General features: G+C 70.2%; 22 protein-coding genes and 1 pseudogene. 11 read left to right on the top strand and 12 right to left on the bottom strand.

The features are described from left to right. Window positions 1-67: 67 nt before the first annotated feature. Entirely contained in the window at window positions 68-388 is a 321-nt protein-coding gene (locus M1203_RS25485) for a DUF2530 domain-containing protein (RefSeq protein WP_249952132.1), read from the bottom strand. Window positions 389-591: 203 nt separating this feature from the next. Between M1203_RS25485 and M1203_RS25480 the strand changes: the two genes are divergently transcribed. Next, a complete protein-coding gene (locus M1203_RS25480) occupies window positions 592-2046 on the top strand; it encodes an NCS2 family permease (RefSeq protein WP_249952131.1) in 1455 nt (484 codons plus the stop codon). A 90-nt stretch (window positions 2047-2136) separates the two neighbouring features. On the opposite strand, the gene M1203_RS25475 is transcribed toward M1203_RS25480, so the two are convergent. Beyond that, window positions 2137-2334, bottom strand: coding sequence for a BrnA antitoxin family protein (locus M1203_RS25475; RefSeq protein ID WP_249952130.1), 198 nt, complete (start codon window positions 2332-2334; stop codon window positions 2137-2139). 174 nt (window positions 2335-2508) lie between these two features. Between M1203_RS25475 and M1203_RS25470 the strand changes: the two genes are divergently transcribed. Both M1203_RS25470 and M1203_RS25465 read left to right on the top strand, forming a co-directional pair. Further along, complete coding sequence (locus M1203_RS25470) at window positions 2509-2949, top strand: MarR family winged helix-turn-helix transcriptional regulator (RefSeq protein ID WP_249952129.1); 441 nt, start codon at window positions 2509-2511, stop codon at window positions 2947-2949. A 29-nt stretch (window positions 2950-2978) separates the two neighbouring features. Then, a complete protein-coding gene (locus M1203_RS25465) occupies window positions 2979-4571 on the top strand; it encodes an MFS transporter (protein ID WP_374403960.1) in 1593 nt (530 codons plus the stop codon). 60 nt (window positions 4572-4631) lie between these two features. Here the strand turns inward: M1203_RS25465 and M1203_RS25460 are convergent, their stop codons facing one another. Further along, entirely contained in the window at window positions 4632-5228 is a 597-nt protein-coding gene (locus M1203_RS25460) for a Uma2 family endonuclease (RefSeq protein ID WP_249952127.1), read from the bottom strand. A 163-nt stretch (window positions 5229-5391) separates the two neighbouring features. Here M1203_RS25460 and thpR point away from each other — a divergent pair, with 163 nt between their 5' ends. Continuing rightward, on the top strand, window positions 5392-6024 hold the full coding sequence (gene thpR, locus M1203_RS25455; RefSeq protein ID WP_249952265.1) for an RNA 2',3'-cyclic phosphodiesterase: 633 nt from the start codon (window positions 5392-5394) through the stop codon (window positions 6022-6024). Between the two features lie 228 nt (window positions 6025-6252). Here the strand turns inward: thpR and M1203_RS25450 are convergent, their stop codons facing one another. Together M1203_RS25450 and pip are read right to left on the bottom strand one after the other, a co-directional pair. Further along, window positions 6253-7248 (bottom strand): aldo/keto reductase, encoded by a 996-nt coding sequence (locus M1203_RS25450; protein WP_249952126.1) that lies wholly within the window; start codon window positions 7246-7248, stop codon window positions 6253-6255. A 121-nt stretch (window positions 7249-7369) separates the two neighbouring features. Next, complete coding sequence (gene pip / locus M1203_RS25445; protein ID WP_283959015.1) at window positions 7370-8407, bottom strand: prolyl aminopeptidase; 1038 nt, start codon at window positions 8405-8407, stop codon at window positions 7370-7372. 96 nt (window positions 8408-8503) lie between these two features. Between pip and M1203_RS25440 the strand changes: the two genes are divergently transcribed. Then, the gene (locus M1203_RS25440; protein WP_249952125.1) at window positions 8504-9115 is read left to right on the top strand and encodes a MarR family winged helix-turn-helix transcriptional regulator; all 612 of its coding nucleotides are present in this window, start codon (window positions 8504-8506) and stop codon (window positions 9113-9115) included. A 1092-nt stretch (window positions 9116-10207) separates the two neighbouring features. Here the strand turns inward: M1203_RS25440 and M1203_RS25435 are convergent. Further along, on the bottom strand, window positions 10208-10708 hold the full coding sequence (locus tag M1203_RS25435; protein WP_249952124.1) for a MarR family winged helix-turn-helix transcriptional regulator: 501 nt from the start codon (window positions 10706-10708) through the stop codon (window positions 10208-10210). Between the two features lie 74 nt (window positions 10709-10782). Between M1203_RS25435 and M1203_RS25430 the strand changes: the two genes are divergently transcribed. Both M1203_RS25430 and M1203_RS25425 read left to right on the top strand, forming a co-directional pair. Then, a complete protein-coding gene (locus M1203_RS25430; protein ID WP_249952123.1) occupies window positions 10783-11343 on the top strand; it encodes a carboxymuconolactone decarboxylase family protein in 561 nt (186 codons plus the stop codon). A gap of 81 nt (window positions 11344-11424) precedes the next feature. Then, window positions 11425-12492 carry a WD40 repeat domain-containing protein gene (locus M1203_RS25425; RefSeq protein ID WP_374403956.1) on the top strand — a complete coding sequence of 356 codons (1068 nt, stop codon included), beginning with the start codon at window positions 11425-11427 and terminating at the stop codon, window positions 12490-12492. Between the two features lie 45 nt (window positions 12493-12537). Here M1203_RS25425 and M1203_RS25420 read toward each other — a convergent pair whose 3' ends face one another. Beyond that, window positions 12538-13383, bottom strand: a complete 846-nt coding sequence (locus tag M1203_RS25420) for a TetR/AcrR family transcriptional regulator (protein WP_249952122.1) — start codon at window positions 13381-13383, stop codon at window positions 12538-12540. Between the two features lie 96 nt (window positions 13384-13479). On the opposite strand from M1203_RS25420, the gene M1203_RS25415 reads away from it, so the two are divergent. Both M1203_RS25415 and M1203_RS25410 read left to right on the top strand, forming a co-directional pair. After that, window positions 13480-14577: an ATP-binding cassette domain-containing protein gene (locus tag M1203_RS25415; protein ID WP_249952121.1), complete on the top strand. Its 1098-nt coding sequence runs from the start codon at window positions 13480-13482 to the stop codon at window positions 14575-14577. Beyond that, a complete protein-coding gene (locus tag M1203_RS25410) occupies window positions 14574-15413 on the top strand; it encodes an ABC transporter permease (RefSeq protein ID WP_249952120.1) in 840 nt (279 codons plus the stop codon). Before M1203_RS25415 ends, M1203_RS25410 begins: the two co-directional genes overlap by 4 nt. 152 nt (window positions 15414-15565) lie before the next feature. On the opposite strand, the gene serC is transcribed toward M1203_RS25410, so the two are convergent. The 3 genes and pseudogenes from serC to M1203_RS39075 form a co-directional block, all read right to left on the bottom strand. Beyond that, window positions 15566-16684 carry a phosphoserine transaminase gene (serC, locus tag M1203_RS25405; protein ID WP_249952119.1) on the bottom strand — a complete coding sequence of 373 codons (1119 nt, stop codon included), beginning with the start codon at window positions 16682-16684 and terminating at the stop codon, window positions 15566-15568. Between the two features lie 168 nt (window positions 16685-16852). Next, on the bottom strand, window positions 16853-17497 hold the full coding sequence (locus M1203_RS25400) for an ATP/GTP-binding protein (protein ID WP_249952118.1): 645 nt from the start codon (window positions 17495-17497) through the stop codon (window positions 16853-16855). Continuing rightward, window positions 17481-17558 (bottom strand): annotated as a pseudogene (locus tag M1203_RS39075) (DUF742 domain-containing protein); the annotation flags it as partial. The gene M1203_RS25400 and the pseudogene M1203_RS39075, both read right to left, overlap by 17 nt. A 158-nt stretch (window positions 17559-17716) precedes the next feature. Here M1203_RS39075 and M1203_RS25395 point away from each other — a divergent pair. Continuing rightward, complete coding sequence (locus tag M1203_RS25395) at window positions 17717-20746, top strand: FAD-binding and (Fe-S)-binding domain-containing protein (RefSeq protein ID WP_249952117.1); 3030 nt, start codon at window positions 17717-17719, stop codon at window positions 20744-20746. Between the two features lie 80 nt (window positions 20747-20826). Here the strand turns inward: M1203_RS25395 and M1203_RS25390 are convergent, their stop codons facing one another. Both M1203_RS25390 and M1203_RS25385 read right to left on the bottom strand, forming a co-directional pair. After that, a complete protein-coding gene (locus M1203_RS25390; RefSeq protein ID WP_249952116.1) occupies window positions 20827-21762 on the bottom strand; it encodes an alpha/beta fold hydrolase in 936 nt (311 codons plus the stop codon). Between the two features lie 263 nt (window positions 21763-22025). Then, entirely contained in the window at window positions 22026-22883 is an 858-nt protein-coding gene (locus tag M1203_RS25385; protein WP_249952115.1) for a LysR family transcriptional regulator, read from the bottom strand. A gap of 138 nt (window positions 22884-23021) precedes the next feature. Between M1203_RS25385 and M1203_RS25380 the strand changes: the two genes are divergently transcribed. Beyond that, entirely contained in the window at window positions 23022-24059 is a 1038-nt protein-coding gene (locus M1203_RS25380) for a DMT family transporter (protein WP_249952114.1), read from the top strand. Window positions 24060-24095 lie beyond the last annotated feature (36 nt).

The raw sequence follows: 24095 nt of genomic DNA, 5'->3' as shown, positions 1-24095 counted from the left end.
GCGGGTGTCGGGTCGGGTCGGGTCCGGTCGGAGTGGGGGTCGGGCCCGGGTCGACCGGGCCCGAGGGTCAGCGTGTGCCGTCGGGGTGGCCGGCGCTGTCCGTCCCGTTCGCGTGGTTCGACTGGTCCGCCGCCGTGGCCGCCGCGCGCTTGATCGCCGCGTCCCGTCCCCGTACGTACCAGATCCCGATGAGCCCGAGCCCGCCGCCGGCGAGGCAGGTCCAGATCCACCAGGTGTGCCCGTGATCGCTGAACCAGCCGTAGAACGGGAGCTGGAGAAGAAAGAGGGCGAACCAGATGATCGTGCCGCCCGTGATAGTGCCGACGACCGGCCCCTCCAGGGGCTCGGGCGCCGCTCGCCGGGGAGTTCCCGTCCAAGAACCGGTCATGCCCGTCAGTCTATGCGGGGGCATGGGCGGGGCGTCGGGAAGGCAGGTGCCGCAGGGCTCTACGCGCGGAGATAGCGATCTTCGACTCATGTATTCATACTGAAACGGTTTCTGGCTGACTTGTTTTGTTCGTTTGAATGTCCAAGTCGGGCTGGATTTCGCTCGCTAGTCCGCTCTTACCTGCCTACTTCTGAGGTTTCCGCATGCCCCCCTCGGCCACCGCTCCGGTCGGTTCCGACGCCCAGCCGCCGACCCCCGGGCAGCCGTCCGGCGGGCTGGACCGGTTCTTCAAGATCTCGGAGCGCGGCTCCACGGTCGGCCGTGAGGTACGCGGCGGCTTCGCCACCTTCTTCGCGATGGCGTACATCATCGTGCTGAACCCGATCATTCTCGGTAGCGCGAAGGACATGTACGGGCATCAGCTCGACAACGGTCAGCTGGTCACCGCGACCGTGCTGACCGCGGCCTTCTCCACGCTGCTGATGGGGGTCATCGGCAATGTGCCGATCGCCCTGGCGGCCGGCCTCGGTATCAATACCGTCGTCGCCCTCCAGCTCGCCCCCCGGATGAGCTGGCCCGACGCGATGGGCATGGTCGTACTCGCCGGTCTCGTGGTGATGCTGCTGGTCGCGACCGGGCTGCGGGAGCGCGTGATGAGCGCTGTGCCGCTCGGGCTGCGCAAGGGCATCGCGATCGGTATCGGCCTCTTCATCATGCTGATCGGGCTGGTCGACTCCGGCTTCGTCTCGCGTATCCCGGACATCGCCCGGACCACCGTGCCGCTCCAGCTCGGCTCCAACGGGCATCTGCACGGCTGGCCGGTACTGGTCTTCGCCCTCGGGGTGCTGCTCACGCTCGCGCTGATCATCCGTAAGGTGCCGGGCGCGATCCTGATCTCCATCGTGGCGATGACGGTCGTGGCGATGATCATCGACGCGGTCGTGAAGGTGCCCAGCTGGGGTCTGACGACCCCGAAGTGGCCGGGGAACCCGGTCTCCACCCCGGACTTCGGTCTGATCGGGGACTTCAGCCTGTTCGGCGGCTTCGAGAAGGCCGGCATCCTGACCGGTGTGCTGTTCGTCTTCACCGTGCTGCTGTCGTCCTTCTTCGACGCGATGGGCACGATCCTGGGCGTCGGTGACGAGGCCAAGCTGATGGACAAGCAGGGGAATCTGCCCGGCATCAACAAGGTCCTCTTCGTCGACGGCATCGCGGTCGCGGCCGGCGGCGCGTCCTCGGCCTCGGCGAACACCTGCTTCGTGGAGTCCACGGCCGGTGTCGGCGAGGGCGCGAGGACCGGGCTGGCGTCCATCGTCTCGGGTCTGCTCTTCGCGGTGGCGCTGTTCCTCACGCCGCTGGCGACGATGGTCCCGTCCCAGGCCGCGACGCCCGCTCTGGTGGCGGTCGGCTTCCTGATCCTGGCCGGTTCCGTACGGGACATCGACTGGAGCGACTACACCATCGCCGTTCCGGCCTTCCTGGCGATGGTGATGATGCCGTTCACGTACTCGATCACCAACGGCATCGGAATCGGCTTCATCAGCTTCAGCGTGCTGCGGCTGGCGGCCGGGCGGGGCCGCGAGGTGCCGGTGGCGATGTATGTCGTATCGGCGGTCTTCGTCTTCTACTACGCGATGCCCGCGCTGGGCCTGACGTAGCGCCCGGCCCTGGGCGCGGGAGGGGCGCGGGGCTCGGGGGCAGGGGCCGCGCCAGGCCCGGTGCGGGGCTCGGCGGGGGCAGGGGCCGCCTCATTTCACTCCGTACTCGTTCACCCCGTAGAACTTCTCCGTCTCTTCGACGGCCGACTTGAAGCGTTCGTCGAAGTCATCGCGGATGAGCGTCCCGACCACATAGTCCTGGACGCTCATTCCGCGTTTGGCGGCATGCCGCCGGAGCCGGTCGAGCAGCTCACCGTCGATCCGCAGGCTGAGCACTGTCGATCCCATACGCACCAGGGTCGGGCCCATACGTGCCCCCGTGCGTCACTTTCCGCAGCGCTCTCACTCGTTTGGGTGATCGTCGCCATGATCTTCCCGCCCGTCGTCCGCTTCTGGGAACCTGCGCCCCGGTGTGTGCATCCCGGTGGTATTTAGACTGGGTAATGAGTTACGCTAACAAACATGCCTGATCTATCCCACGGCGACGAGAACGAAGCCGCCGTGAACTCTCTTCGCTCCGCCGTCATGCGGCTGGGCCGGCGCCTGAAGCACCAACGTGTCGACGAGTCGCTGAGCCCCACCGAGATGTCGGTACTGGGCACCCTCGCGCGCTGCGGTTCCGCCACCCCCGGCGAGCTGGCGCGCAAGGAGCATGTCCAGCCGCCGTCGATGACCCGCATCGTGGCGCTGCTCGAAGCGAAGGGCCTCGTCAGGCTGGAGCCGCACCCCGACGACCGTCGGCAGAAGGTGGTCAGCCAGACAGAGCGGGCCGAGGCGATGCTCGAAGAGAGCCGTCGCAAGCGCAATGTCTGGCTGGCGTCCCTCGCCGAGGGCCTGGACGATGACGAGTGGGCGAAGCTGCGCGCTGCCGCCCCCGTACTGGAGAAGCTCGCCCACTTGTAATTCGCGCGCCGTAAGGAGGCGAACCCACTTTGAGTACGGGATCCGGAGCAGACTCCGCCCCCGCACCGAAATCCACCCACGACTTCACCACCTCGGACCGAGCCACCCCGGAGACCCCGGACAGCTCGGACAGCTCGGACAGCTCGGACACAGCTACCTCGGAGAGCACGGCTTCGAGGAACACGGCTTCGGAAAGCACGGCTTCGAGGAACACGACCTCGGAGAGTGCGACTTCGGAGCGTGCGACTCAGGACAGCCGTATATCCGACGGCCGTATATCCGACAGCGGTATGAGCGACCCCGAGAGTGAGATACCCGACGGCACGGCCGTCGAGCGCACGACCGACGGCGGAATGTTCTCGTCGCTGAAGATCCGCAACTACCGGCTGTTCGCGACCGGCGCCGTCGTCTCCAACATCGGTACGTGGATGTCCCGGATCACCCAGGACTGGCTGGTCCTCAGCCTCACCGGCTCATCGGCCGCCGTCGGCATCACGACGGCCCTCCAGTTTCTGCCGATGCTGCTCTTCGGCCTCTACGGCGGCGTCATCGCCGACCGCTACCCGAAGCGTCTGCTCCTGCTCTTCACCCAGGCCGCGATGGGCCTGTGCGGTCTCTCGCTCGCCGTTCTGACGCTCTCCGGACAAGTCCAGGTCTGGCACGTCTATCTGATCGCCTTCCTGCTCGGCATGGTGACGGTCGTCGACAACCCGACCCGCCAGTCGTTCGTCTCCGAGATGGTCGGCCCCGACCGGCTGCGTAACGCGGTCAGCCTCAACTCGGCCAACTTCCAGTCCGCCAGGCTCATCGGCCCCGCCGTGGCCGGTGTCCTGATCACCACGGTCGGCAGCGGATGGGCCTTCATGCTCAACGGCCTGTCGTTCATCGCCCCGCTCGTCGGGCTGCTGCTGATGCGCCAGCACGAGCTGCACAAGTCCGTCCGCGTACCGCGCGGAAAGGGCCAGCTCAGGGAGGGACTGCGCTATGTGCGTGGCCGTCCGGAGCTGATCTGGCCGATCGTCCTGATCGGCTTCATCGGCACCTTCGGCTTCAACTTCCCGATCTGGCTGACGGCGTTCGCGCACGGGGTCTACGACGGCGGCGCCGGCCTGTACGCCTTCTTCAACATCCTGATGGCGGCCGGCTCCCTGGCGGGCGCCCTGCTCGCCGCCCGCCGGGGGTCCAGCCGGCTGCGGGTGCTCCTTCTCGCGGCGATGGCCTTCGGCGTGCTGGAGATCGCGGTGTCCTTCTCGCCGTGGGTCTGGCTGTTCTCGCTGGTGCTCGTGCCCATCGGCATGCTCGGCATGACGACCAACATCAGCGCCAACACGAGTGTGCAGATGGCGTCCGACCCGGAGATGCGGGGCCGGGTGATGAGCCTCTACATGATGGTCTTCGTCGGCGGCACCCCCATCGGCGGCCCGCTTCTCGGCTGGGTCACCGATACGTACGGCGCCCGCGTCGGCTTCGCCACGGGCGGCCTGGTCTCGCTGCTCGCGGCGGCGACGATCGGCCTGATCCTGACCCGGGTGGCGGGGGTACGGCTGAAGGTCGGCCTGCGCGGCGGACGCCCGCATGTGGCGTTCGTACCGAAGAAGGAGCAGCTGGCGACGGCGGCGTGAGGCGACGGTGGTCCGTACCGATGAACTTGGGTGCGGTGCGGACCACCGTGGGTCCTGGTGTCAGCGGCGGGGGAAGTCGTCAGTGCGCAACGTCAGGGCTGAGCCGGCGATGGTGAGGTCGATTTCCATGCCGAAGGTGGCGGTAAGTTCGCCCGTGTATTCGCCCTCCTTCGGATCCGTGTAGACATGGCACCTGCCGGTGTACGGATCCGCGATGACGTAGACGGGGATGCCGGCTGCGGCATATACGTCCTTCTTCGGGCCGTAGTCATTGGCGGCCGTGTCCTTCGAGATCACCTCGGCGATGAACTCCACGTCTGCGAAGTCCCATCGGCTACGGGCATCCTGCTTCGCGTCAGCGGCCAGCTTGACGACATCCGGGCAGAATCCGTTCAAGTACCCGGGAAAGTCGAACCGCACGTCGGACTTCAACTTCGCGGACCTGCCGAACGTGTCTTCCAGGGCCCACAGAAAGCGGCGGATGATCTCCCAATGGGTGTCCCGTTGTGGCGACATGTAAATGGCCCCCCCGACAATTTCGACCTTGTATCCCTCGGGGACGGGCATCTCTTCGAGCAACTCGAACATCTTGTCCAGAGTCAGCCCGTTGCTCTCCTCGGCCATGGCGATCCTGACGGTCTCTACGACGGCGGTCATCCTGGCGCTCCTCCCCGCTGCCGCGGGGTCGCGGCAGCCGCGCAGTACAACGATACGCACGGTGACCGGGTTACGTACGGTTTCGGATGGCTGGGGGACGGCGGGGAGACGGCTGGGGGACGGCTGGGAGACTCGGCCCCATGAGCAGGGGAGGTTCATGACCATGAGACTGTTCGCCGCCGTGCTGCCGCCCGCCGAAGCCGTCGAGGAATTGGCCCGTGCCGTGGACCGGCTGCGGGGGCTGCCCGGCGCCGATCGGCTGCGCTGGACCGGCCACGACGGCTGGCACTTCACGCTGGCCTTCATGGGGGAGGTCGAGGACGGGCTGCTGCCCGAACTGACCGAGCGGCTGGAGCGGGCCGCGCGGCGTACGGAGCCGTTCGCGCTCCGTATCCACGGAGGCGGACACTTCGGCGGGCGGGCCCTGTGGGCCGGGGCCGCCGGGGAGACCGGCGAATTGCGCCTTCTCGCGAAGCGCTCCGGCGCGGCGGCGCGGCGGGCCGGGGTGCCGATGGAGGAGCACCGCCGCTACCAGGCGCATCTGACGCTCGCGCGCAGCCGTGGCGGGCGTATGGACGCGCCTGGTGGTCGTACCGATGTGGCCGGTCGTACGGATGTGGATCTGGCGTTGTACGCGGACGCCCTCGACGCCTTCGACGGCACGCCCTGGGAGGTGGCCGAGCTGGTCCTCGTACGCAGCCGGCTGCCGGTCAGCGGGGTGCCGGGGGAGCAGCCGCGGTACGAGGCGGTCGTGCGCTGTCCCCTTGGCCGGTCCCGGCCGGGGGAGTCCGGGTAACCCGGACGTCGGCGCTGTCACCCCCGGCCGTTAACCTCGACGTGTGGACCCCAAAACCCGGAACCGCATCATGGCGGGCGTGCTTGTGCTGATGTTCGTGATCATCGCTGTGGCGGCCGCGGTCGGTTAGTCACCGGCCCCGGCCGCCGTCAGTCATGCTCCGTCGTCGGTCATGCTCCGTCGTCGTCCGACGTCATCCGTCGCCGGTACGGACCGATCGCCCGCGTACTACCAGGCGAAGGCCTCCGGCGACGGGCCGGTACCCGGGAAGATCTCGTCCAGCGAGGACAGGACCTCCTCCGACAGTTCGAGCTCGACCGCCCGCAGGGCGGACTCCAGCTGCTCCAGCGTCCGCGGGCCGACGATCGGGCCCGTCACCCCGGGCCGGGTCAGCAGCCAGGCCAGCGCCGTCTCGCCCGGGTCGATGCCGTGCTTGTCGAGCAGGTCCTCGTACGACTGGATCTGCGCCCGGATCTTCGTATCGGCGAGCCCGGCGCCCGAACGACCGGTGGTCGTGCGGGCGCCGCCGCCCTCGCGCTCCTTGCGGATCGCGCCGCCCAGCAGCCCGCTGCTCAGCGGTGACCAGGGGATGACCCCGAGGCCGTACTCCTGCGCGGCCGGGATGACCTCCATCTCGGCGCGGCGCTCGACCAGGTTGTACAGGCACTGCTCACTGACCAGACCGTACGAACCGAGCCTGTGGGCGGTTTCGTTGGTCTGGGCGATCTTCCAGCCGGGGAAGTTGGAGGACCCTGCGTAAAGGATCTTGCCCTGCTGGATCAGGGTGTCGATGGCCTGCCAGATCTCCTCGACCGGGGTGTCGCGGTCGATGTGGTGGAACTGGTAGAGATCGATGTGGTCGGTCTGGAGACGCTTGAGGCTGGCGTCGACCGCCCGGCGGATATTGAGGGCGGAGAGCTTGTCGTGGTTGGGCCACGCGGGGTCCTCGGCGGCCATGTTCGCGTAGACCTTGGTGGCGAGGACGACCTTGTCGCGGCGGTCGCCGCCCTTGGCGAACCAGGTGCCGAGGATCTCCTCGGTACGGCCCTTGTTCTCACCCCAGCCGTAGACATTGGCGGTATCGAAGAAATTGATGCCCGCGTCGAGCGCGGCGTCCATGATCGTGTGACCGTCGGCCTCATTGGTGAGCGGGCCGAAGTTCATCGTCCCGAGGACGAGTCGGCTTACCTTGAGTCCGGTGCGTCCGAGCTGCGTGTACTTCATGACTCCACAGCCAACGCGTTCGAGCGCGCTCGAAGCAACCCCTGCTGGGCCTTGTGGTCGTGTCCTCGCGTCCTTGTGTCTCCGGCCTTTCCGGCCGTGTCAGCTCATCATTCCGGCCGTCTCAGGTCGCGAACGCGTCGATCGCCGCCCGTACTTCGCGGCGTTCTTCCGCGCTGCCCTTGTGCCCCGCGTCCTCGATGACGATCAGCCGCGCGTCCGGCCAGGCGCGGGCCAGCTCCCATGCCGTGCCGAGGGGCGCGCTCAGATCGAAGCGGCCGTGCACCAGCACGCCGGGGATCCCCGCCAGCCGTCCCGCGTCGCGCAGCAGCGCGCCCTCGTCGAGCCAGGCGCCGTGCGAGAAGTAGTGCGCGCAGATCCGTACGACGGCGCGCCGCGCGGCGGCCTCCCGCTCGCCGAACGGATGGGCCGAGCCGTGCGGCTCCATGGAGAGCACGGCGTCCTCCCAGGCGCACCAGTCGGCCGTGGCCTGTTCCCGTACGGCGGGGTCGGGATGCTCCGTCAGCCGGGCGTAGGCGGCGACGAGATCGGCGGTGCGCGCGCCGAGCCCGGCCTCCGGGACGCCCGCGCGGAAGCGGTCGTGCTGCTCGGGGAAGATCTGTCCGACGCCTCCGTACAGCCAGTCGATCTCCGACCGCCGGGTGGTGGTGACGCCGGCGATGACGATCTCGGAGACGCGTTCGGGGTGCCGCTCGGCGTACGCGAGGATCAGTGTCGAGCCCCAGGAGCCGCCGAACAGCAGCCAGCGGTCGATTCCCAGATGGACCCGCAACCGTTCCATGTCGGCGATGAGATGGTCGGTCGTGTTGTGGCGCATATCGGCGGCCGGGTCGCTCGCGTGCGGGGTGCTGCGTCCGCAGTTGCGCTGGTCGAACAGGACGGTGCGGTAGCGCGCGGGGTCGAAGAACCGCCGGGAGCGCGGGCCGGCCCCTGATCCGGGACCGCCGTGGACGACGAGCGCGGGCTTGCCTTGGGGATTGCCGCAGACCTCCCAGTGGACGAGGTTGCCGTCGCCGACGTCGAGCATGCCCTGGTCGTAGGGCTCGATGGGCGGGTAGAGCGGGTCGGGTGACTGGGGCTGGGGCGGGTTCGCGGCCTGGGCTGGGTTCTCGGCCGGGGACGGGTTCTCGGCTCGGGGCATGGGGTGGGCTCCCTGGGTGCGGCGCGCGGGGCGCGGATCGTTCGGTGGTGTCGGCGCCGACCTTACAGATACAACAGCCCTGTTACATTTTCTTTTATGACTTCAGACAGCCCCGGTCCGTATGGCGCGCGAGGTGCGCGCGTTCCACCGGGCCCTCCGGGTCCCGAACTGCTCGGGACCCGGCTACGGCATCTCCTCGACCGTCTGGACGCCGGGGTCGAGGCTGTCTATGCGGATCTCGGCATGGACGGCTTCCGCCCCCGCTACACCCCGGTCGCCCGCGTCCTGGCCGCCGCTCCGGGACCGTGCTCCATCCGCGAACTGGCGCAGGCGACCGGGGTGACGCACTCCGCGGCGAGTCAGACGGTCGCGCAGATGGCCAAGGACGGCCTGGTCGTCCTGGCTCCGGGCGATGACGCCCGGCGGCGCATGGTACGGCTGACACCCTGGGCGGAGGAGCTGCTTCCGGCGCTGAACGCCGAGTGGGAGGCGACCTCGGCCGCGGCGGCGGAGTTCGAGGCGGAGCTGTCGTACCCACTGAGCCGGCTGATCGGCGAGGCGCTGGAGGCGCTGGACCGCCGCCCAATGCGACAACGGATCGCGGACCGGGCGGCTTTGGGCACGGACGCGGGCGCGGATGCGGACTCGGGTACACCCGGGCGGCGACGCGCGCCGGGTGGTCGGCGTGAGGTGAGGACCGAGGGGTAGTCGGGGTGGGCCGGGGTTGATCATGGCGGGTGGGGGCCGCCCCTGATCTTTGAGTGTCGCGGTTGCGGGTCGGGGGTCAAGGGCGCTCCTTCGTCGCGTCGGCAAGCCGATGACCTCCGGTCACCCTTGACACCCGCCCCTCCACCGCAAGTGCAGCTTTGAGGGGGGCGGCCCGGGGGGAGGGGCCCCCGGGGAGGCTCCCTTTCTGTCGGGGTCTGTTGCCGACCGCAGGTCGGTGGGTGGGGCGCGGGAGTGGAGTGGGGCGGCCCGGCCCCGGCTCGGCGGGCTGGTGTGGGTGGGTGGTTGGGACTCATGCCCCGCTGTGAGGGTCTGTTGTCGGGTGACACCTGTTAGCTGAGGTGGACGGGCCTGCCACCTGCCCCCAATGTCCCCTTTTGGAAGGGGCTTTGGGGAGGGCTCCGGCGGGTCATGTGTCCGGAGTTCGGTTAACCGGGCCCCATGACACATCACTCACTCCGACCGGTCCAATCAGTGCCTCGACAGTCACACCCGCCCCACCGCCCTGGGGTGCGTGAGCAGAGGGGCGGGTGTGACTCATGGGGCGGCCAATGGGCCAGTCGGAGCCGGTGATGCGTCGTGGGAACGACTTAACTGGACTCAGGACGCATGACCGGCCGAGGAGCCCTGGAACAGTCCGCCGAACTGGGACATAGGGGATGGGTCGAGGATTCGCCCACCTCCGTCGACAGGTGTCACCCGACAACGGACCCGCACAGCGGGGCATGAGTCCCAACTACCCACCCACGCCTGCTCGCTGAGCCGGTGCCGGGCCGCCCCATTCCACTGCCGCGCGCCCCGCAGGGCCCACCCACCCGAAAGCCGGGAACCGGTCCCGGCGCATGGGTGCTTCCCCGGGGACCCTTCCCCCCGGGCCGCCCCCCTCAAAGCTGCACTTGCGGTGGAGGGGCGGGGGTCAAGGGTGGAGCGAAGCGGAATCGGCGCAGCCGACGCGACGAAGGAGCGCCCTTGATACCCGGCCCGCAACCGCGAAACTGAAACCTAGGGGCGGCCCCCACCCGCCATGTCCGACTCTGGCCCACCCCGACTACCCCTCGGCACGAACCCGCACCCCTACCTCTCCAACCACCCCGCCGCGTCAAGCTGGAATGCCTGGGGTGGGGTTACCGCGCGGAGGTCCGACTCCATGGCTTGGACGCGGTCCCGGCCCAGCGTTTCGGCCCAGTCGTCGCGTAGGCGGTCGAAGATCGCTGCCGAGCGGGCGAGGGCGTCGAGGCCGTGTGGGGTGAGGTGGACCAGCTTGCGGCGGGCGTCCGCCGGGTCGTCGGTGCGTACCGCGTAGCCCAAGGACTCCAGGCGGTCGACCGTCTTGCCCGCGGCTTGCTTGGAGACGCCGAGGCGGCGGCCGATCGTGACCGCCGTGGCGCCGTCCCGGCCGATGGCCTGCATGGCGAAGCCATGGGCCGGCCGTACGTCCGGGTGGCCCTGGCGGGCCAGTTCGGCATGCAACTGGTCGATCAGGGACCGGAATCCAGCGAAGAGCAGCAGGGGCAGCTCAAAGCCGGGCGTGTCCCGGGCGTCGTCCCGGGCTCCGTCGTCCGCGCGCTCAGCCATTGCGAAACCCGACAACCCGGTTTACCTTTTTACCGTCAACCATGTTGTCCATCCTATCGAGGAGCGCCCTCCGCATGTCCTCCCGCTTCATTGACCACACCCTCGAATCCGCGCCCGCCGCCTCCCGTCGCGCCATCGAGGCCACTACCCACCATCTGGGCTTTCTGCCGTCCGCCGTCGCCCGTCTCGCTACCTCGCCGCAGTTGCTCGACGGCTTTCAGAAGCTCACGGGTCTCTTCGATTCCACGACGCTCGACCCACTCGCGCGTGAGGTCATCGTCATGACCGTCGCCGTACGCAACGCATGCCATCTCTGTGTCGTCATACACACCGGGAAGCTCAGGGCGCTCGGCGCCCGTGACGAGCTGATCGACGCGCTGCGGGAGCAGCACCCGGAGCGGCCCTTGCCGGACGAACGCCTCGAAGCCGTAAGGCAGTTCACCCTCGCCGTTCTCGCGACCGCCGGGGGCGTCGACGACGAGACGCTTGACGCCTTTCTCGCGCATGGATACACCGAGCGCAACGCCCTGGAAGTCGTCCTCGGCATCGGCGCGTACACGCTGTCGACCCTGGCGAACCGACTCACCCGGGCACCGATCGACCCGGGGTTCGGGGCGGAGCCCGCGCTCGCCTGAATGCGGACCGGCCATCCGGACCGGCTGCCCGAACCGGCCATACCGGCAGGCCGGCGCAAGCGGGGATGGCAGTCTTGACGCATGCGTTCGCTTCCGCGCCACCTCGGCCCGCGTGTTTCCGGTGTCATCGCCGCCGTCCTGCTGATGACAGCCTCCGCGGTGGTGTTCGCGCCCGCCGTCACCCCCGCCGCGGCGGCCGACGAGGGGGCGCCCGACCAGAGCTTCACGATCAAGGACCCGAGGATCACCGAGTCCAGCGGTCTGGCCGCCAGCCGAACCCATCCCGGCGTCTACTGGACACACAACGACAGCGGCTATGGGCCCCAGATCTATGCCGTGGACTCCAGGACCGGTGAGACGGTCGCGACGCTCACCCTCGAAGGCATCGGCAAACCCCGGGATGTAGAGGCCATCTCCATGGGTCCCGATGGGAATGTGTATGTCGGCGATATCGGCGACAATCTGAACGGCACCTGGGATCACGTGTGGATCTACCGCTTCCCCGAGCCCAAGCAGCTCAAGGACGCGACGGTACGCGCCACACAGTTCACGGTGAAGTACGCCGACGGGCCGCGCGACGCCGAGTCGATGATGGTCGACCCCAAGACCGGGCGGGTCTATATCGCCTCGAAGAACGAGGACGGCGGCGGTCTGTACGAGGGTCCGGCGGAGCTGACCTCGTCCGGGACGAACACCTTCCGGCGGGTCGATGACGTGCCCTGGGTGACGGACGGGGCGTTCTCGCCGGACGGCAAGGAGCTGGTGCTGCGCTCGTACTTCAGTGCGCGTGCCTATGTGTGGCAGAACGGCCGGCTGGGCAAGGAGAGCCGGATCAGCGCGCCGTTCCAGCGGCAGGCCGAGTCGGTGACCTATACGGCGGACGGCAAGGCGCTGATGTTCGGCACCGAGGGCGAGAAGAGCGGGGTCGTACGCGTGGACCTGGACAAGGGCACCGACGGCGACTCGTCCTCCGGGGGCAACTCCTCCTCCGGAAGCGGGAATTCCTCGTCGGGCGGGGCCGCGAACGGGGGTACGGCCGATGGCGCGGGCGCCGGCGAGAACCAAGGGAACGCCACTCTCGGCGCGATCATCGTCATCGGTGGGGCCGCACTGGTCTTCGCCTTCAAGCGACTGCGCCGGAAGGGCTGAGGCGGAGCACCGGCCGCGTCCCGTCCCCCGGCGTCCCGGCGTCCTTCATCCCGGCGTACCGCGTCCCGTCGTCTTCCGTCCCGCCGTCTCCTGCTCCGCCGTCTCCCGTTCCCGTTCCCGCTCCGCCTCAGCCTCCGCCGCACGTCGTTCGACCAGCACCTCCAAGCCGTCGAGGATCCGCTGGAGCCCGAACTCGAAGTGGTCGAATTCGGGGCCGAACGCCTCCACGGACAGCGAGGCCATGACCGGATACACCCCGCTGTTCATGGCGTTCGACAGAACGGGCTCCTGAGCCTGCCAGAACTCCTCGTCGGTGATGCCCGACTTCTTCTCCGCCTCGATGGCGTGGACTTGTGTACGGGCGATCCCGGTCACATAGCCCTCGATCATGATGATCACCGAGATCAGTTCCGGGTCGCTCAGTCCCATTCCCTTGATGGCGGAAAGCGTCTTCTCCAGCCCATTGACCGAGTTGGGGCCGAGGACCGGCCTGGCCTGGTTCACGGAGAGCAGCCAGGGATGGCGCTGGTGGAGCGCGAGCGTGGCGCGCGCCAGCGCCTCGGTGGCGGACCGCCAGCCTGATGCGGTGCCGGGGCTTTCGGCCGGCGCGGCCGTCTCGCCCTGTACCTGGTTCAGCATCAGATCGATCAGCTCGCCCTTGCCGGGCACGTACCGGTAGAGCGACATGGTGCCCGTACCCAGCTCGGTGGAGAGCCGGCGCATCGAGACGGCGTCCAGGCCCTCGGCGTCCGCGAGCGCGACGGCGGTCGTGACTATCCGGTCGAGCGTGAGGCCGGGTTTGGGGCCGCGGCTGGGGCGTTCGCCCGATCCCCAGAGCAGTTCGAGACTGCGTGCGACGTTGCCGCTGCCGGTCGATTCCGTCGATGTCATGGGCTCAGCGTAATCCCCTGGAAAGAAAATGGGTACGGTGTACTCTCATGTGGGTACGCTGTACTCAGTTGATCGACGGCTTGCCTGGGAGGGGCTGTGAACGAACACGCCGTGCTGGCGGAGGCGATCCAGAAGAGGTACGGGGAGAAAGGGGGGAGAGGGAAAAAGAGCGGGAAGAAGGGGGAGAGTGCGGGGACGTACGCACTCGACGGCTTCGACCTCGCCGTGCGCAGAGGCACCGTACATGGGCTGCTCGGGCCCAATGGCGCGGGCAAGACCACCGCGGTTCGGGTGCTGGCGACCCTGCTGCGGTTCGACGGCGGGCGGGCGGAGGTGGCGGGCGTCGATGTGGCGCGCGATCCCCGGGGGGTGCGGAGCAGGATCGGCCTCGCCGGGCAGTACGCGGCGGTCGACGAGATCCTGACCGGCCGGCAGAACCTGGAGATGTTCGGCCGCCTCTTCCATCTCGGCTCACGGCGGGCCGCGCTGCGCGCGGGTGAGTTGTTGGAGCAGTTCGATCTGGTGGAGGCGGGCGACAAGGGCGTCGGTGAGTACAGCGGGGGGATGAGGCGGCGCCTGGACCTGGCCGCGTCGATGATCCTCGCCCCGCAGGTCCTCTTCCTCGACGAGCCGACGACCGGTCTCGACCCGCGCGGGCGCGGTGAGGTCTGGGACGCGGTCCGGGCCCTGGTGGCGGGTGGCACGACCGTACTGCTCACCACGCAGTATCTGGACGAGGCGGACAAGCTCGCGTCCCGCATCACGGTCATCGACCAGGGGCGGGCGATCGCGGACGACAGCCCGGCCGAGCTGAAGAACACCGTGGGCGGCGACCGTATCGAGGTCGTGGTGGCGGAGCGTGCGGACATACCGGTGGCGGTCGAGGCGGTGGCGCGGGTGGCCGACGCGGCGGTGGAGACGGACGAGGCGGCCCGCCGGGTGCACGCGGCGGTGAGCGACCGGGTGGCCGCGCTGACGGAGGTGGCGCGGGCGCTTCAGGACCGGGGGACGGCGGTGGAGGACATCGGGCTGCGCAGGCCCAGCCTCGACGATGTGTTCCTCCGGCTGACCGGACGCCGTACGGGCGCCGGCGCCGATATCGCCGCCGGCTCGGACGGAGGCCAGGGCGGGGGCCGGGACGGAGGTCCGGACGGGGACATGTCCGGGGACCTGAAGGAGGGGGTGGCGGCATGAGTGCCGTGCTGGATCTGGAGACCGGGAGCGATTACGGAAGCGGTCATGGCCGGGCGTACTGGGCGGTGTCCGACTGCTGGAATGTCGTACGGCGGGGGCTTACGCACTATCAGCGCCAACCGGTCTATATCGTCTGGCAGTTGGGCTTCCCGATCGTCTCCGTGCCGCTGTACGGGTATGTCTTCGGCAGCGCCATGATGGTGCCGGGGGGCGGCGACTACCGGGAGTTCCTGATGCCCGGGATGTTCGCGATGACGATGGCCTTCGGCTTTATGAACACGGCGACGGCGGTGGTCACCGACAGCGTCAAGGGGGTCATCGACCGGTTCCGGTCGATGCCGATGGCCCCGTCGGCGGTGGTCACGGGCCGGGGGGTCGGCGATCTGCTCACGGCGGTCGCGGAGCTGGGGATCCTGGCCGTGACGGCGTTCGTGATCGGCTGGCGGTGGGACAGCGGGTTCCTGGGCGCGCTCGGGGCCTTCGGACTGCTGCTTCTTCTGCGCTTCTCGCTGATATGGGTGGGGGTATGGCTGGGCCTGCTGCTGCCCGGCCCGGAAGCGGCCGGGAACCTCTTCGTGGTCGCCTTTCCGCTCACGATGATCTCCAGCGTCTTCGTGGCGCCCTCGCTGATGCCGGACTGGCTGGGCACCGTGGCCGCGTGGAACCCGGTGTCCTCGACGGTGACGGCGACGCGCGAGCTGTTCGGCAATCCGGTGGCGAGCGGCGGCACCTGGCCGGAGGACCATGCCTTGCTGCTGTCGGTGGCCTGGCCGCTGGCGCTGACGGCGGTGTTCGTGCCGCTGGCGGTACGGAGGTTTCAGCGGCTGAGCAGATGAGTGTGTAGCGGAGGACGCGCTACGGGGGGCATGCGACGGCCCCGGCGCGGTGTGCGTGCGCCGGGGCCCGGGAAGCAGCGAGCCGAACCGCCGAGATCCGTGGGAGCCCGTCGAATCCCCCGGGATCCTGCAGGCCCGGGGGATCCGGACGGTCAGAGGCGTTCGATCACGTAGTCGACGCACTCGGTCAGCGCCGTGATGTCCGCCGGGTCGATCGCCGGGAACATCGCCACGCGCAGCTGGTTGCGGCCCAGCTTGCGGTAGGGCTCGGTGTCGACGATGCCGTTGGCGCGCAGCGTCTTGGCCACGGCCGCCGCGTCGATCTCGTCCGCGAAGTCGATCGTGCCGATGACCTGCGAGCGCTTCGCCGGGTCGACCACGAACGGGGTCGCGTACTTGGACGCGTCGGCCCATCCGTAGAGCGCCCGGGCGGAGGTGGCGGTGCGGCGGACCGACCAGTCCAGGCCGCCCTGGGAGTTGAGCCAGGTGAGCTGCTCGTTGAGCAGGAAGAGCGTGGCCAGCGCCGGGGTGTTGTACGTCTGGTTCTTCAGCGAGTTGTCGATCGCCGTCGGCAGCGAGAAGAACTCGGGGACATGGCGTCCCGAGGCGTGGACGCGAGCGGCGCGCTCCAGCGCGGCGGGCGAGAAGACGCCGATCCACAGGCCGCCGTCGGAGGCGAAGGACTTCTGCGGGGCGAAGTAGTAGACGTCCGTCTCGGTGATGTCGACGGGCAGCCCGCCCGCGCCGGAGGTCGCGTCGACCAGGACGAGTGACCCCTCGTCGGCGCCCGCGACGCGCTTGATCGGGGCCGCGACACCCGTGGAGGTCTCGTTGTGGGTGAACGCGTAGACGTCGACGCCCGCCTCGGCCTTCGGGTCCGGGTGCGAGCCGGGGTCGGCGGCGATGACGGTCGGGTCGGCCAGCCACGGCGCGAGCTTCGCGGCCTTGGCGAACTTGGAGGAGAACTCACCGAAGGAGAGGTGCTGTGATTTGTTCTCGATCAGACCGTGCGTCGCGATGTCCCAGAAGGCGGTGGAGCCGCCATTGCCCAGGATCACCTCGTAGCCCTCGGGGAGCTCGAACAGGCTCCGTACGCCCTCGCGCACCGCGCCGACCAGGTTCTTGACCGGGGCCTGGCGATGGGATGTGCCGAGGAGCGACGTACCGGTGGCGGCCAGCGCGTCCACCGCCTCCGTCCGCACCTTGGAGGGGCCTGCGCCGAAACGGCCGTCGGCGGGCTTGATGTCAGCGGGAATCTCGATATCGGCCACGGGCCGGAGCGTAGTCGCTCGCCCGGCGCGCCCGATAACCGTGTCCGTCGGGTGAGACACGGTGAGACACCCGTCCGGGCGGCGGGAAGGGGGGTACAACGGCCGGGCTCGTGTCCTCGCCACCCCCGCTCCACCGCCAGAGCTTCACCCGTAGGGAGTACGAGGGCGTCAGGGAGTCGCCCCCGTGGCCGCGGCTCTCTTCTCGGACAGGGCGTGGAGGTACTCGATGAGCGTGATCAGTACGTACTTGCTGGACGAGCGGTCCCGCGCGTCGCACTCCACCAGCGGCACGTCCGGCGCCAGAACGAGCGCCGCGCGGATCTCCTCCTCGGTGTGGACGGGCCCGCCGAAGTCGTTGCAGGCCACGATGAAGGGAATGCCGTGGTGCTCCAGCCGGTCGATCGCGTACCAGGAGTCGGAGAGACGGCGGGTGTCGACGAGCACGACGGCGCCGAGCGTGCCGGTGAAGAGCCGGTCCCAGAGATACCAAAAACGTTCCTGCCCGGGGGCGCCGAAGAGATAGAGCACCGAGCGCGCGTCCAGGGAGATCCGGCCGAAGTCGAAGGCGACGGTGGTCGTGTTCTTCCGCTGGAGGCCGTCGAGCCCGGCGAGTCCGCTGAGGTCCTGGCCCATGTGCCCCATCGCCTCCTCGGTGTTGAGGGGACGGATCTCGCTGACGGAACGGACCATGGTCGTCTTGCCGACAGCGAAGCCGCCGACGATGACGATCTTCAGACCGTTGTCGGCGGTGCTGGGCAGGGCCTGCCGGGCCGTTGACGGGCCTGAGGCCCGTTCGGAGGTTGCGGAGTCCAACGCGCACCTGCTCCAGGATGTGGGGATCGGGAAGGCGGTCGGCCGCCCGGGCCATGCGGGGTGAGGGGCGCGGGCGCTGTTGGATATTGCTCAAACGGTGGCCACTATATGAGAATTGACGATCAATTTGGGAGGTTCATGTTTCCTTTCTTTGCTGTTCCGGGAGCGGCGAATCAGGAAGAACCGGGACGGTGAGTACGGCGGGGGCATGCTGGGTTCATGGCTGAGCGCGATACGCGGAATCTGCGGGATGCACGCAACGCACGGGAAGCGACGGCACGGGCAGCGGACGGGGCGTCGGCAACGGACGCGGCAACGGACGCGGCACCGGCCACGGAAGTGGCCGCGGCGCTGACGGCCGCCGTGCGCGGAGAGGTCGATTTCGGCGCGGCGGCCAGAGCGCTGACGACCATGGACGCGTCCAACTACCGGCGGGTGCCGGTCGGAGTCGTCGCCCCGCGTGACGCGGCGGATGTGGCGGCGGCGCTCGCGGTCTGCCGTACATACGGGGTGCCGGTGGTGCCGCGCGGCGCCGGGACCTCCATCGCGGGAAACGCCACGGGTCTGGGCGTGGTGCTCGACCTCACCCGCCATCTGCGGTCGATCGTGTCCGTGGACCCGGAGGCGCGCACGGCGGTCGTCCAGCCGGGCGTGGTCCTGGACACGCTGCGCGAGGCCGCCCGGCCGTACGGGCTGACCTTCGGACCCGATCCGTCCACGCACAGCCGGTGCACGCTCGGCGGGATGATCGGCAACAACTCGTGCGGAGCGCACTCGGTGGCCTGGGGCACGACGGCCGACAATGTCCACGAGCTGTCGGTGATCACCTACGGCGGCGACACATCCCGCCTCGGCAAGGGCTGGGACGGCGCCCCGGCCGGGGCGCGCGAGCTGGTCGAGTCCCATCTCGCGCCGCTGCGTACGGGCTTTCCCGCCGGGCTGCCCCGGCGGATCTCCGGATACGCGCTGGACGCGCTGCTGCCCGAGGCCGGCACCGATCTGGCCCGCGCCTTCTGCGGCAGCGAGGGCACGCTCGGGGTCGTCACCGAAGCGACGGTACGGCTCGTCGAGTCGCCCCCGGCCCGCGCCCTGGCCGTCCTCGGCTATCCGGACGAGAGCGCCGCCGCCGAAGCCGCGGCCGGGCTGCTCCCGTACGGTCCGCTGACCGTCGAGGGCATGTCCGAGGACCTTGTGCGCGTACGGGGCGACGGCGGGCACGGACTGCCGCGCGGCGGGGCCTGGCTGTTCGTGGAGACGGGCGGTACGACGCCCGGCGAGGCGCGGGCCGCCGCCACCGCGATCCTCCGGGCGGCCGACGCGCTGGAGGGGACGGTCGTGGCCGACCCGGCCGGGCAGCGGGCGCTGTGGCGCGTACGGGAGGACGCGGCCGGAACCGCGACCCGGATGCCCGACGGCACGGAGGCGTGGCCCGGCTGGGAGGACTGCGCGGTGCCGCCCGCCCGGCTCGGCGCGTATCTGCGCGACTTCCGCGCGCTGCTCGCGGAACACGGCCTGCGCGGCACGCCCTACGGGCACTTCGGCGACGGCTGCATCTATGTCCGTATCGACTTCGATCTGCTGTCCGACGACGGCGTACGGCGCTTCCGGCGGTTCTCGGAGGAGGTGGCGTCGCTGGTCGTCGCGCACGGCGGCTCGCTCTCGGGCGAGCACGGCGACGGACTGGCCCGTTCGGAGCTGCTGCCGAAGATGTACGGGGACGAACTGGTCGGGCTCTTCGGCCGGTTCAAGGACCTGTGGGACCCGGCGGGCGGGATGAACCCGGGCGTGCTGGCCCGCCCGGCCCGCCTCGACGAGAATCTGCGCTTCGCGGTGCTGCCGCGCGACCGTGTCGAGGTCGCGTTCGGCTATCCGCACGACGGGCCGGGCGGAGGGGACTTCTCGGCGGCCGTACGCAGGTGTGTGGGGGTCGCCAAGTGCCGCGTGGGCGGACCCGGTTCGGGAGCGGGAGCGGTGGCAGGGGCAGGGGGAGGGGCGAGTTCGGGGCCGGGGGTGATGTGCCCGTCGTTCCGTGCGACGGGCGAGGAACAGCACTCCACACGCGGCCGCGCCCGGCTGCTCCACGAAATGCTCGCGGGCGAGGTGGTGACGGACGGCTGGCGCTCGACAGAGGTACGGGACGCGCTGGACCTCTGTCTGTCCTGCAAGGGCTGCCGCAGCGACTGCCCGGTGGGCGTGGACATGGCCACGTACAAGGCGGAGTTCCTGCACCACCACTACGCGGGCCGGCTGCGGCCCGCCGCGCACTACGCGATGGGCATGCTGCCGCGCTGGCTGCGGCCGGCGGCGCCGTTCGCGCGGGTGCTGAACGCGGCGGCGCGGGTGCCCCCGCTGGCGTCGCTCGCCAAGCGGCTGGGGGGCATCGCCCCGGAGCGTACGATTCCGCGGCTGGCGCCCGAGCCCTTCGGACGGTGGCTGGGGCGGCATGTGAAGGCCCGTACGGAGGTCTTCGCGCGCAGCCGTTCGGCGGTGCTGTGGCCGGACACCTTCACCGAGTATCTGACGCCGTCGGTGGGCCGGGCGGCGGTACGGGTGTTCGAGGCGGCCGGGATCGGTGTCGTGGCGCCGCCGCGGGCAGGACGGATCTGCTGCGGGCTGACCTATGTCTCGACGGGCCAGCTCGACCGGGCGCGTACGGTCATGCGCCGGGCACTGGACCTGATGGAACCGCTGCTCGACGCGGGGCTGCCGGTCGTCGTCCTGGAACCGAGCTGCGCGGGCGCGCTCGCCACGGACCTGCCGGAACTGCTCGGAGACGACCCGCGCGCGGCGCGGCTGGCCGCGTCCGTACGGACCTTCGCCCAGGCCCTGGAGGAGTGCGCGCCGAGGTGGCGACCGCCTCGTCTGGACCGTCCGGTCACCGGTCAGACGCACTGCCACCAGCACGCGGTCCTGGGCGACGAGGCGGACCGGCGGCTGCGTGCGCGCGCGGGCCTGACCGGTGAGCTGAGCGGCGGCTGCTGCGGTCTGGCGGGCAACTTCGGGTTCGAGCGCGGCCATTACGACGTCTCGGTGGCCTGCGCGGAGGACCAGCTGCTGCCGTCGGTGCGGGCGGCCGGAAAGGGAGCGGAGATCCTGGCGGACGGCTTCTCGTGCCGTACCCAACTGGCGCAGCTGGGCGGCCACCGGGCGCGGCATCTGGCAGAGGTGCTCGCGGAGGCGTTGCAGCGGGAACCGGAATCGGAAGGGGCGCCGGAGGGATCGACGGAGAGGCCGGCCGAGGGGCGGTGACGGGAGGCGCGGTGACGGTGGTGTCCGCGCTCTGAACCGCCTGGCGCCTCGGCCGGCCGCTGTGCTCGCGCACGTACGCGTCAGCTTGAGGTGGGTCGTCGCCTGCGCGTCGCGGAGACCAGGCTCGCCCCCGCGATGACGGCCGCGCCGGCGACTCCGGCGACGACCGACGGGTTGGGGCCCGTGGAGGCCAGGGCCGCGTCGGGCTCTCCGCCCGCCGCCCGGGACCGCGCGGCGTCGAGGATCAGATCGGTGACGGCCCCGGGATCGGCCAGCATGGCGAGGTGCGGGGCGTTGATCTCGACCGTATGGGAGCGGGCCCGCTTGGCCTCGAAACGCTCCAGCTCGGGGGAGATGGTCTTGTCCTGGGTGGAGACGAGGGCCCAGGAGGGGATGGTCTTCCAGGCGGCGGGGCCGGCCGTGTCGGCGAACGCCTGGGCGGCGATGGGGCGTTGCGTGGCGGCCAGTACCACGGTGGTGGCCTCGGACAGCGAGGCGGCGAACACCGCCCTGAACCGCTCGGGCTTGATGTAGAGATCGGTGCCGGTGGATCCGTCGGGCCGGGTGAACGGCACGGAGTTCGTGGCCGTACCGAGTTCGCTGCCCGGGAACTTGTCCGAAAGGACCGAGAGGACCTCGCCCCTGTCGGGCATCAGCGCGTTGATGTAGACAAGCGCCTTGACGTGCGGATTGCCGATGGCGGCGCCACTGATCACCGCGCCGGCGTAGGAGTGGGCGACCAGAACGATCGGGCCCTTGATGCTTCTGAGGAAGCTGGCTATGTACGCCGCGTCGCCGTGCAGGCCCCGCAGCGGATTGGCGGGTGCCATGACGAGGTAGCCGTCGTTCTGCAGGTTCGGGACGACCTCGCCCCAGCTCGACGCGTCGGCGAAGGCGCCGTGCACCAGCACGATCGTCGGTTTGGCGGCGGTGACGCCGCGGCTCGCGGAGTGGTCGGCGGCAGCGGCGGCGTCGGCGGCGGGGATGGCGTTGACGAGGGCCGTCGCGGTGAACATCGCGGCGAGGGCGCAAGCGTGGTGCGAACGTATCCGAGGGCCGGAACGCGGACCTCTCCTCGGGCCGGGCCGCGAACGTATCCGCCGCCCGGGGGTGGATGGCATGGGCATGTCTCTCTCTCCTCTTTTGAGACGGGTGAGGGCGAGTCGACATCAGTGTGTTCGTCCCCTGTGGAGGGGGGCGCGCGGTGGCGGGCATGCGGGTGAACGGGGCGAGATCCGGGGTTGGTCGGGCGCGGTGAGGCGCGCGGTGAGGTGCGCGGTCAGGCTCCCGAGGCCAGTTCGTGCGCGAGGGCCGCGAGATGGGGGATCGCCGGATGTGCGGCGCCCTCGCGCCAGACCAGGAAGACCTGGAGCGGCGGGGCATCGGGCAGGGGCCGGTAGGCGACCCCGGGGTGGGGGTGCACGGCGGCCGTCGAGGCGCCCGTGACGCCGATGCCGCGCGCCGCGGCGATGGTCGTCAGCCAGTCGTCGGTGTTGGTGACCGTGACGGTGGTCGCCGGACCCGCCCCCGGCGGCCACAGCGCCGGACTCGTCGTGCCCGAGACCCGGTTGACGATCAGCGGCTGGGTCACCAGATCCGCGAGCGTCAGGGAGGCGTGCCCGGCCAGCGGTCCATCGGCCGGGACCGCCGCGATCCGGGCCTCGGTGAACAGCAGCTCCGTGACCAGCCCGGGTGCCGCCACCGGGCCGCGCAGCAGCGCCGCGTCGACCTCGCCCCTGGCCAGCCCGGCCGTACGGTCGTCGATCCGCAGCAGTTCGAGCGGGGTCTCCGGCCGCTCCCGCTCCCAGCGGCGCAGCAGCGGCGTGGTGTACGGGCCGAAGGCCGACCAGGCGTGGCCGAGCCGGAGCGGCCTCCGGCGCAGCCGCTCCGCGTCGAGGGCATCGTCGAACGCGGCGACGGCGGAGGCCGCCCGGTCGCGGAAGGCGCGCCCCTCGGCGGTGAGCGCGAGATGGTGGGTGGAGCGCTCCGCGAGCCGTACGCCGAGATGCTTCTCCAGTGCGGCGAGGGTGCGGGAGACGGCGGGCTGGGTGAGATGCAGCCGGGCCGCCGCCCTGGTCACGCTGGACTCCTCGGCGATGGCGAGGAAGCAGCGGAGATGGCGCAGCTCAATGCTCATGCGTCCGGAGCATAACGGCAGCCCAATAAGTATTTCACGGGGTGTGGGCCGGGGTCGTAGCGTGACGGTGCGAGACAGTCGGACAAGTGCAGTATCTTGGACCACGGGTCCATTGAAGCGAACTGAGGGAGGGATCCGGTGGAAGAGCCGCGTACCGCTGCCGCCACTGACGCTGTGGCCGCTGTCGACGCTGCCGCCGCTGTCTCACTGCCGGAAGCCACCGGCGCCGTCCAGGCCACCGGCGCCGTCCAGGCCGTCGGGCCCGGCAAGGCCGTCGGCGGCAGGCGGAGCCTCGGACCCGTCGCCCTGGTCGTCGCGGGTGGGCTCTCCGTACAGTTCGGTGCCGCCATCGCCGTCCTGCTGATGCCCAGGACCGGCGCTCTCGGAATCGTCTCGCTGCGGCTCGCGCTCGCCGCGATCGTGCTGCTCGCGGTCTGCCGGCCCGCCCTGCGCGGCCACTCGCGCGCCGACTGGGGCACGGTGATCGCCTTCGGCGCCGCCATGGCCGCGATGAACTGCCTCTTCTACCAGGCGGCCGACCGTATCCCGCTCGGCGCGGCCGTCACCCTGGAAGTCATCGGGCCGCTCGCGCTCTCCGTGATCGTCTCGCGGCGGCTGGTCAACCTCCTGTGGGCGGGGCTCGCGCTCGGCGGTGTGCTGCTGCTCAGCGGCGGTGGCTTCGACCGGCTCGACCCGTTGGGCGCGGCATTCGCGCTCGGGGCGGGCGCCATGTGGGCCACATACATAGTCTTCAGCGCGCGCACCGGCCGACGCTTCCCGCAGGCCGACGGGCTGGCGCTGGCGATGGCGGTCGGCGCGCTGCTCGCCCTGCCGCTCGGCATCGTGGAGTCCGGCTCGAAACTGCTGGTGCCCTCCACGCTCGGGCTCGCCCTCGCGGTCGCGCTGATGTCCTCCGTCCTCCCGTACACCCTCGAACTGCTCGCCCTGCGGCGGCTGCCCGCCCCCACCTTCGCCGTGCTGATGAGTCTGGAACCGGCCATAGCGGCGACCGCCGGATTCCTGGTTCTGCACCAGGCTCTCTCCGCCACCGACGCGCTGGCGATCGCGCTGGTCATCGTCGCGAGCATGGGCGCCGTACGTACCCAGATCGGGCGCGGGAACCCCAAGCCCGCCCCCAAGCCCACGGGCAAGTCGGCCCGGGGCGAGGTCCGGTAACAGCAAAGCAAGCACGCTTGATTGTTTCTCCGGGCG

Origin of the sequence: Streptomyces sp. 35G-GA-8, from assembly GCF_023534745.1 — a bacterium.
Classification (GTDB): Bacteria; Actinomycetota; Actinomycetes; order Streptomycetales; family Streptomycetaceae; genus Streptomyces.
The sequence above is the reverse complement of the archived record's forward strand: the minus strand, read 5'-3'. Positions and strand labels throughout refer to the sequence as shown.

What these genes read in the sequence shown, in the direction of transcription:
- M1203_RS25485 (WP_249952132.1), bottom strand. Translation starts at nt 388, where the DNA reads ATGACCGGTTCTTGGACGGGAACTCCCCGGCGAGCGGCGCCCGAGCCC.
- M1203_RS25480 (WP_249952131.1), top strand. Translation starts at nt 592, where the DNA reads ATGCCCCCCTCGGCCACCGCTCCGGTCGGTTCCGACGCCCAGCCGCCG.
- M1203_RS25475 (WP_249952130.1), bottom strand. Translation starts at nt 2,334, where the DNA reads ATGGGATCGACAGTGCTCAGCCTGCGGATCGACGGTGAGCTGCTCGAC.
- M1203_RS25470 (WP_249952129.1), top strand. Translation starts at nt 2,509, where the DNA reads ATGCCTGATCTATCCCACGGCGACGAGAACGAAGCCGCCGTGAACTCT.
- M1203_RS25460 (WP_249952127.1), bottom strand. Translation starts at nt 5,228, where the DNA reads ATGACCGCCGTCGTAGAGACCGTCAGGATCGCCATGGCCGAGGAGAGC.
- thpR (WP_249952265.1), top strand. Translation starts at nt 5,392, where the DNA reads ATGAGACTGTTCGCCGCCGTGCTGCCGCCCGCCGAAGCCGTCGAGGAA.
- M1203_RS25450 (WP_249952126.1), bottom strand. Translation starts at nt 7,248, where the DNA reads ATGAAGTACACGCAGCTCGGACGCACCGGACTCAAGGTAAGCCGACTC.
- pip (WP_283959015.1), bottom strand. Translation starts at nt 8,407, where the DNA reads ATGCCCCGAGCCGAGAACCCGTCCCCGGCCGAGAACCCAGCCCAGGCC.
- M1203_RS25440 (WP_249952125.1), top strand. Translation starts at nt 8,504, where the DNA reads ATGACTTCAGACAGCCCCGGTCCGTATGGCGCGCGAGGTGCGCGCGTT.
- M1203_RS25435 (WP_249952124.1), bottom strand. Translation starts at nt 10,708, where the DNA reads ATGGCTGAGCGCGCGGACGACGGAGCCCGGGACGACGCCCGGGACACG.
- M1203_RS25430 (WP_249952123.1), top strand. Translation starts at nt 10,783, where the DNA reads ATGTCCTCCCGCTTCATTGACCACACCCTCGAATCCGCGCCCGCCGCC.
- M1203_RS25425 (WP_374403956.1), top strand. Translation starts at nt 11,425, where the DNA reads ATGCGTTCGCTTCCGCGCCACCTCGGCCCGCGTGTTTCCGGTGTCATC.
- M1203_RS25420 (WP_249952122.1), bottom strand. Translation starts at nt 13,383, where the DNA reads ATGACATCGACGGAATCGACCGGCAGCGGCAACGTCGCACGCAGTCTC.
- M1203_RS25410 (WP_249952120.1), top strand. Translation starts at nt 14,574, where the DNA reads ATGAGTGCCGTGCTGGATCTGGAGACCGGGAGCGATTACGGAAGCGGT.
- M1203_RS25395 (WP_249952117.1), top strand. Translation starts at nt 17,717, where the DNA reads ATGGCTGAGCGCGATACGCGGAATCTGCGGGATGCACGCAACGCACGG.
- M1203_RS25390 (WP_249952116.1), bottom strand. Translation starts at nt 21,762, where the DNA reads ATGTTCACCGCGACGGCCCTCGTCAACGCCATCCCCGCCGCCGACGCC.
- M1203_RS25385 (WP_249952115.1), bottom strand. Translation starts at nt 22,883, where the DNA reads ATGAGCATTGAGCTGCGCCATCTCCGCTGCTTCCTCGCCATCGCCGAG.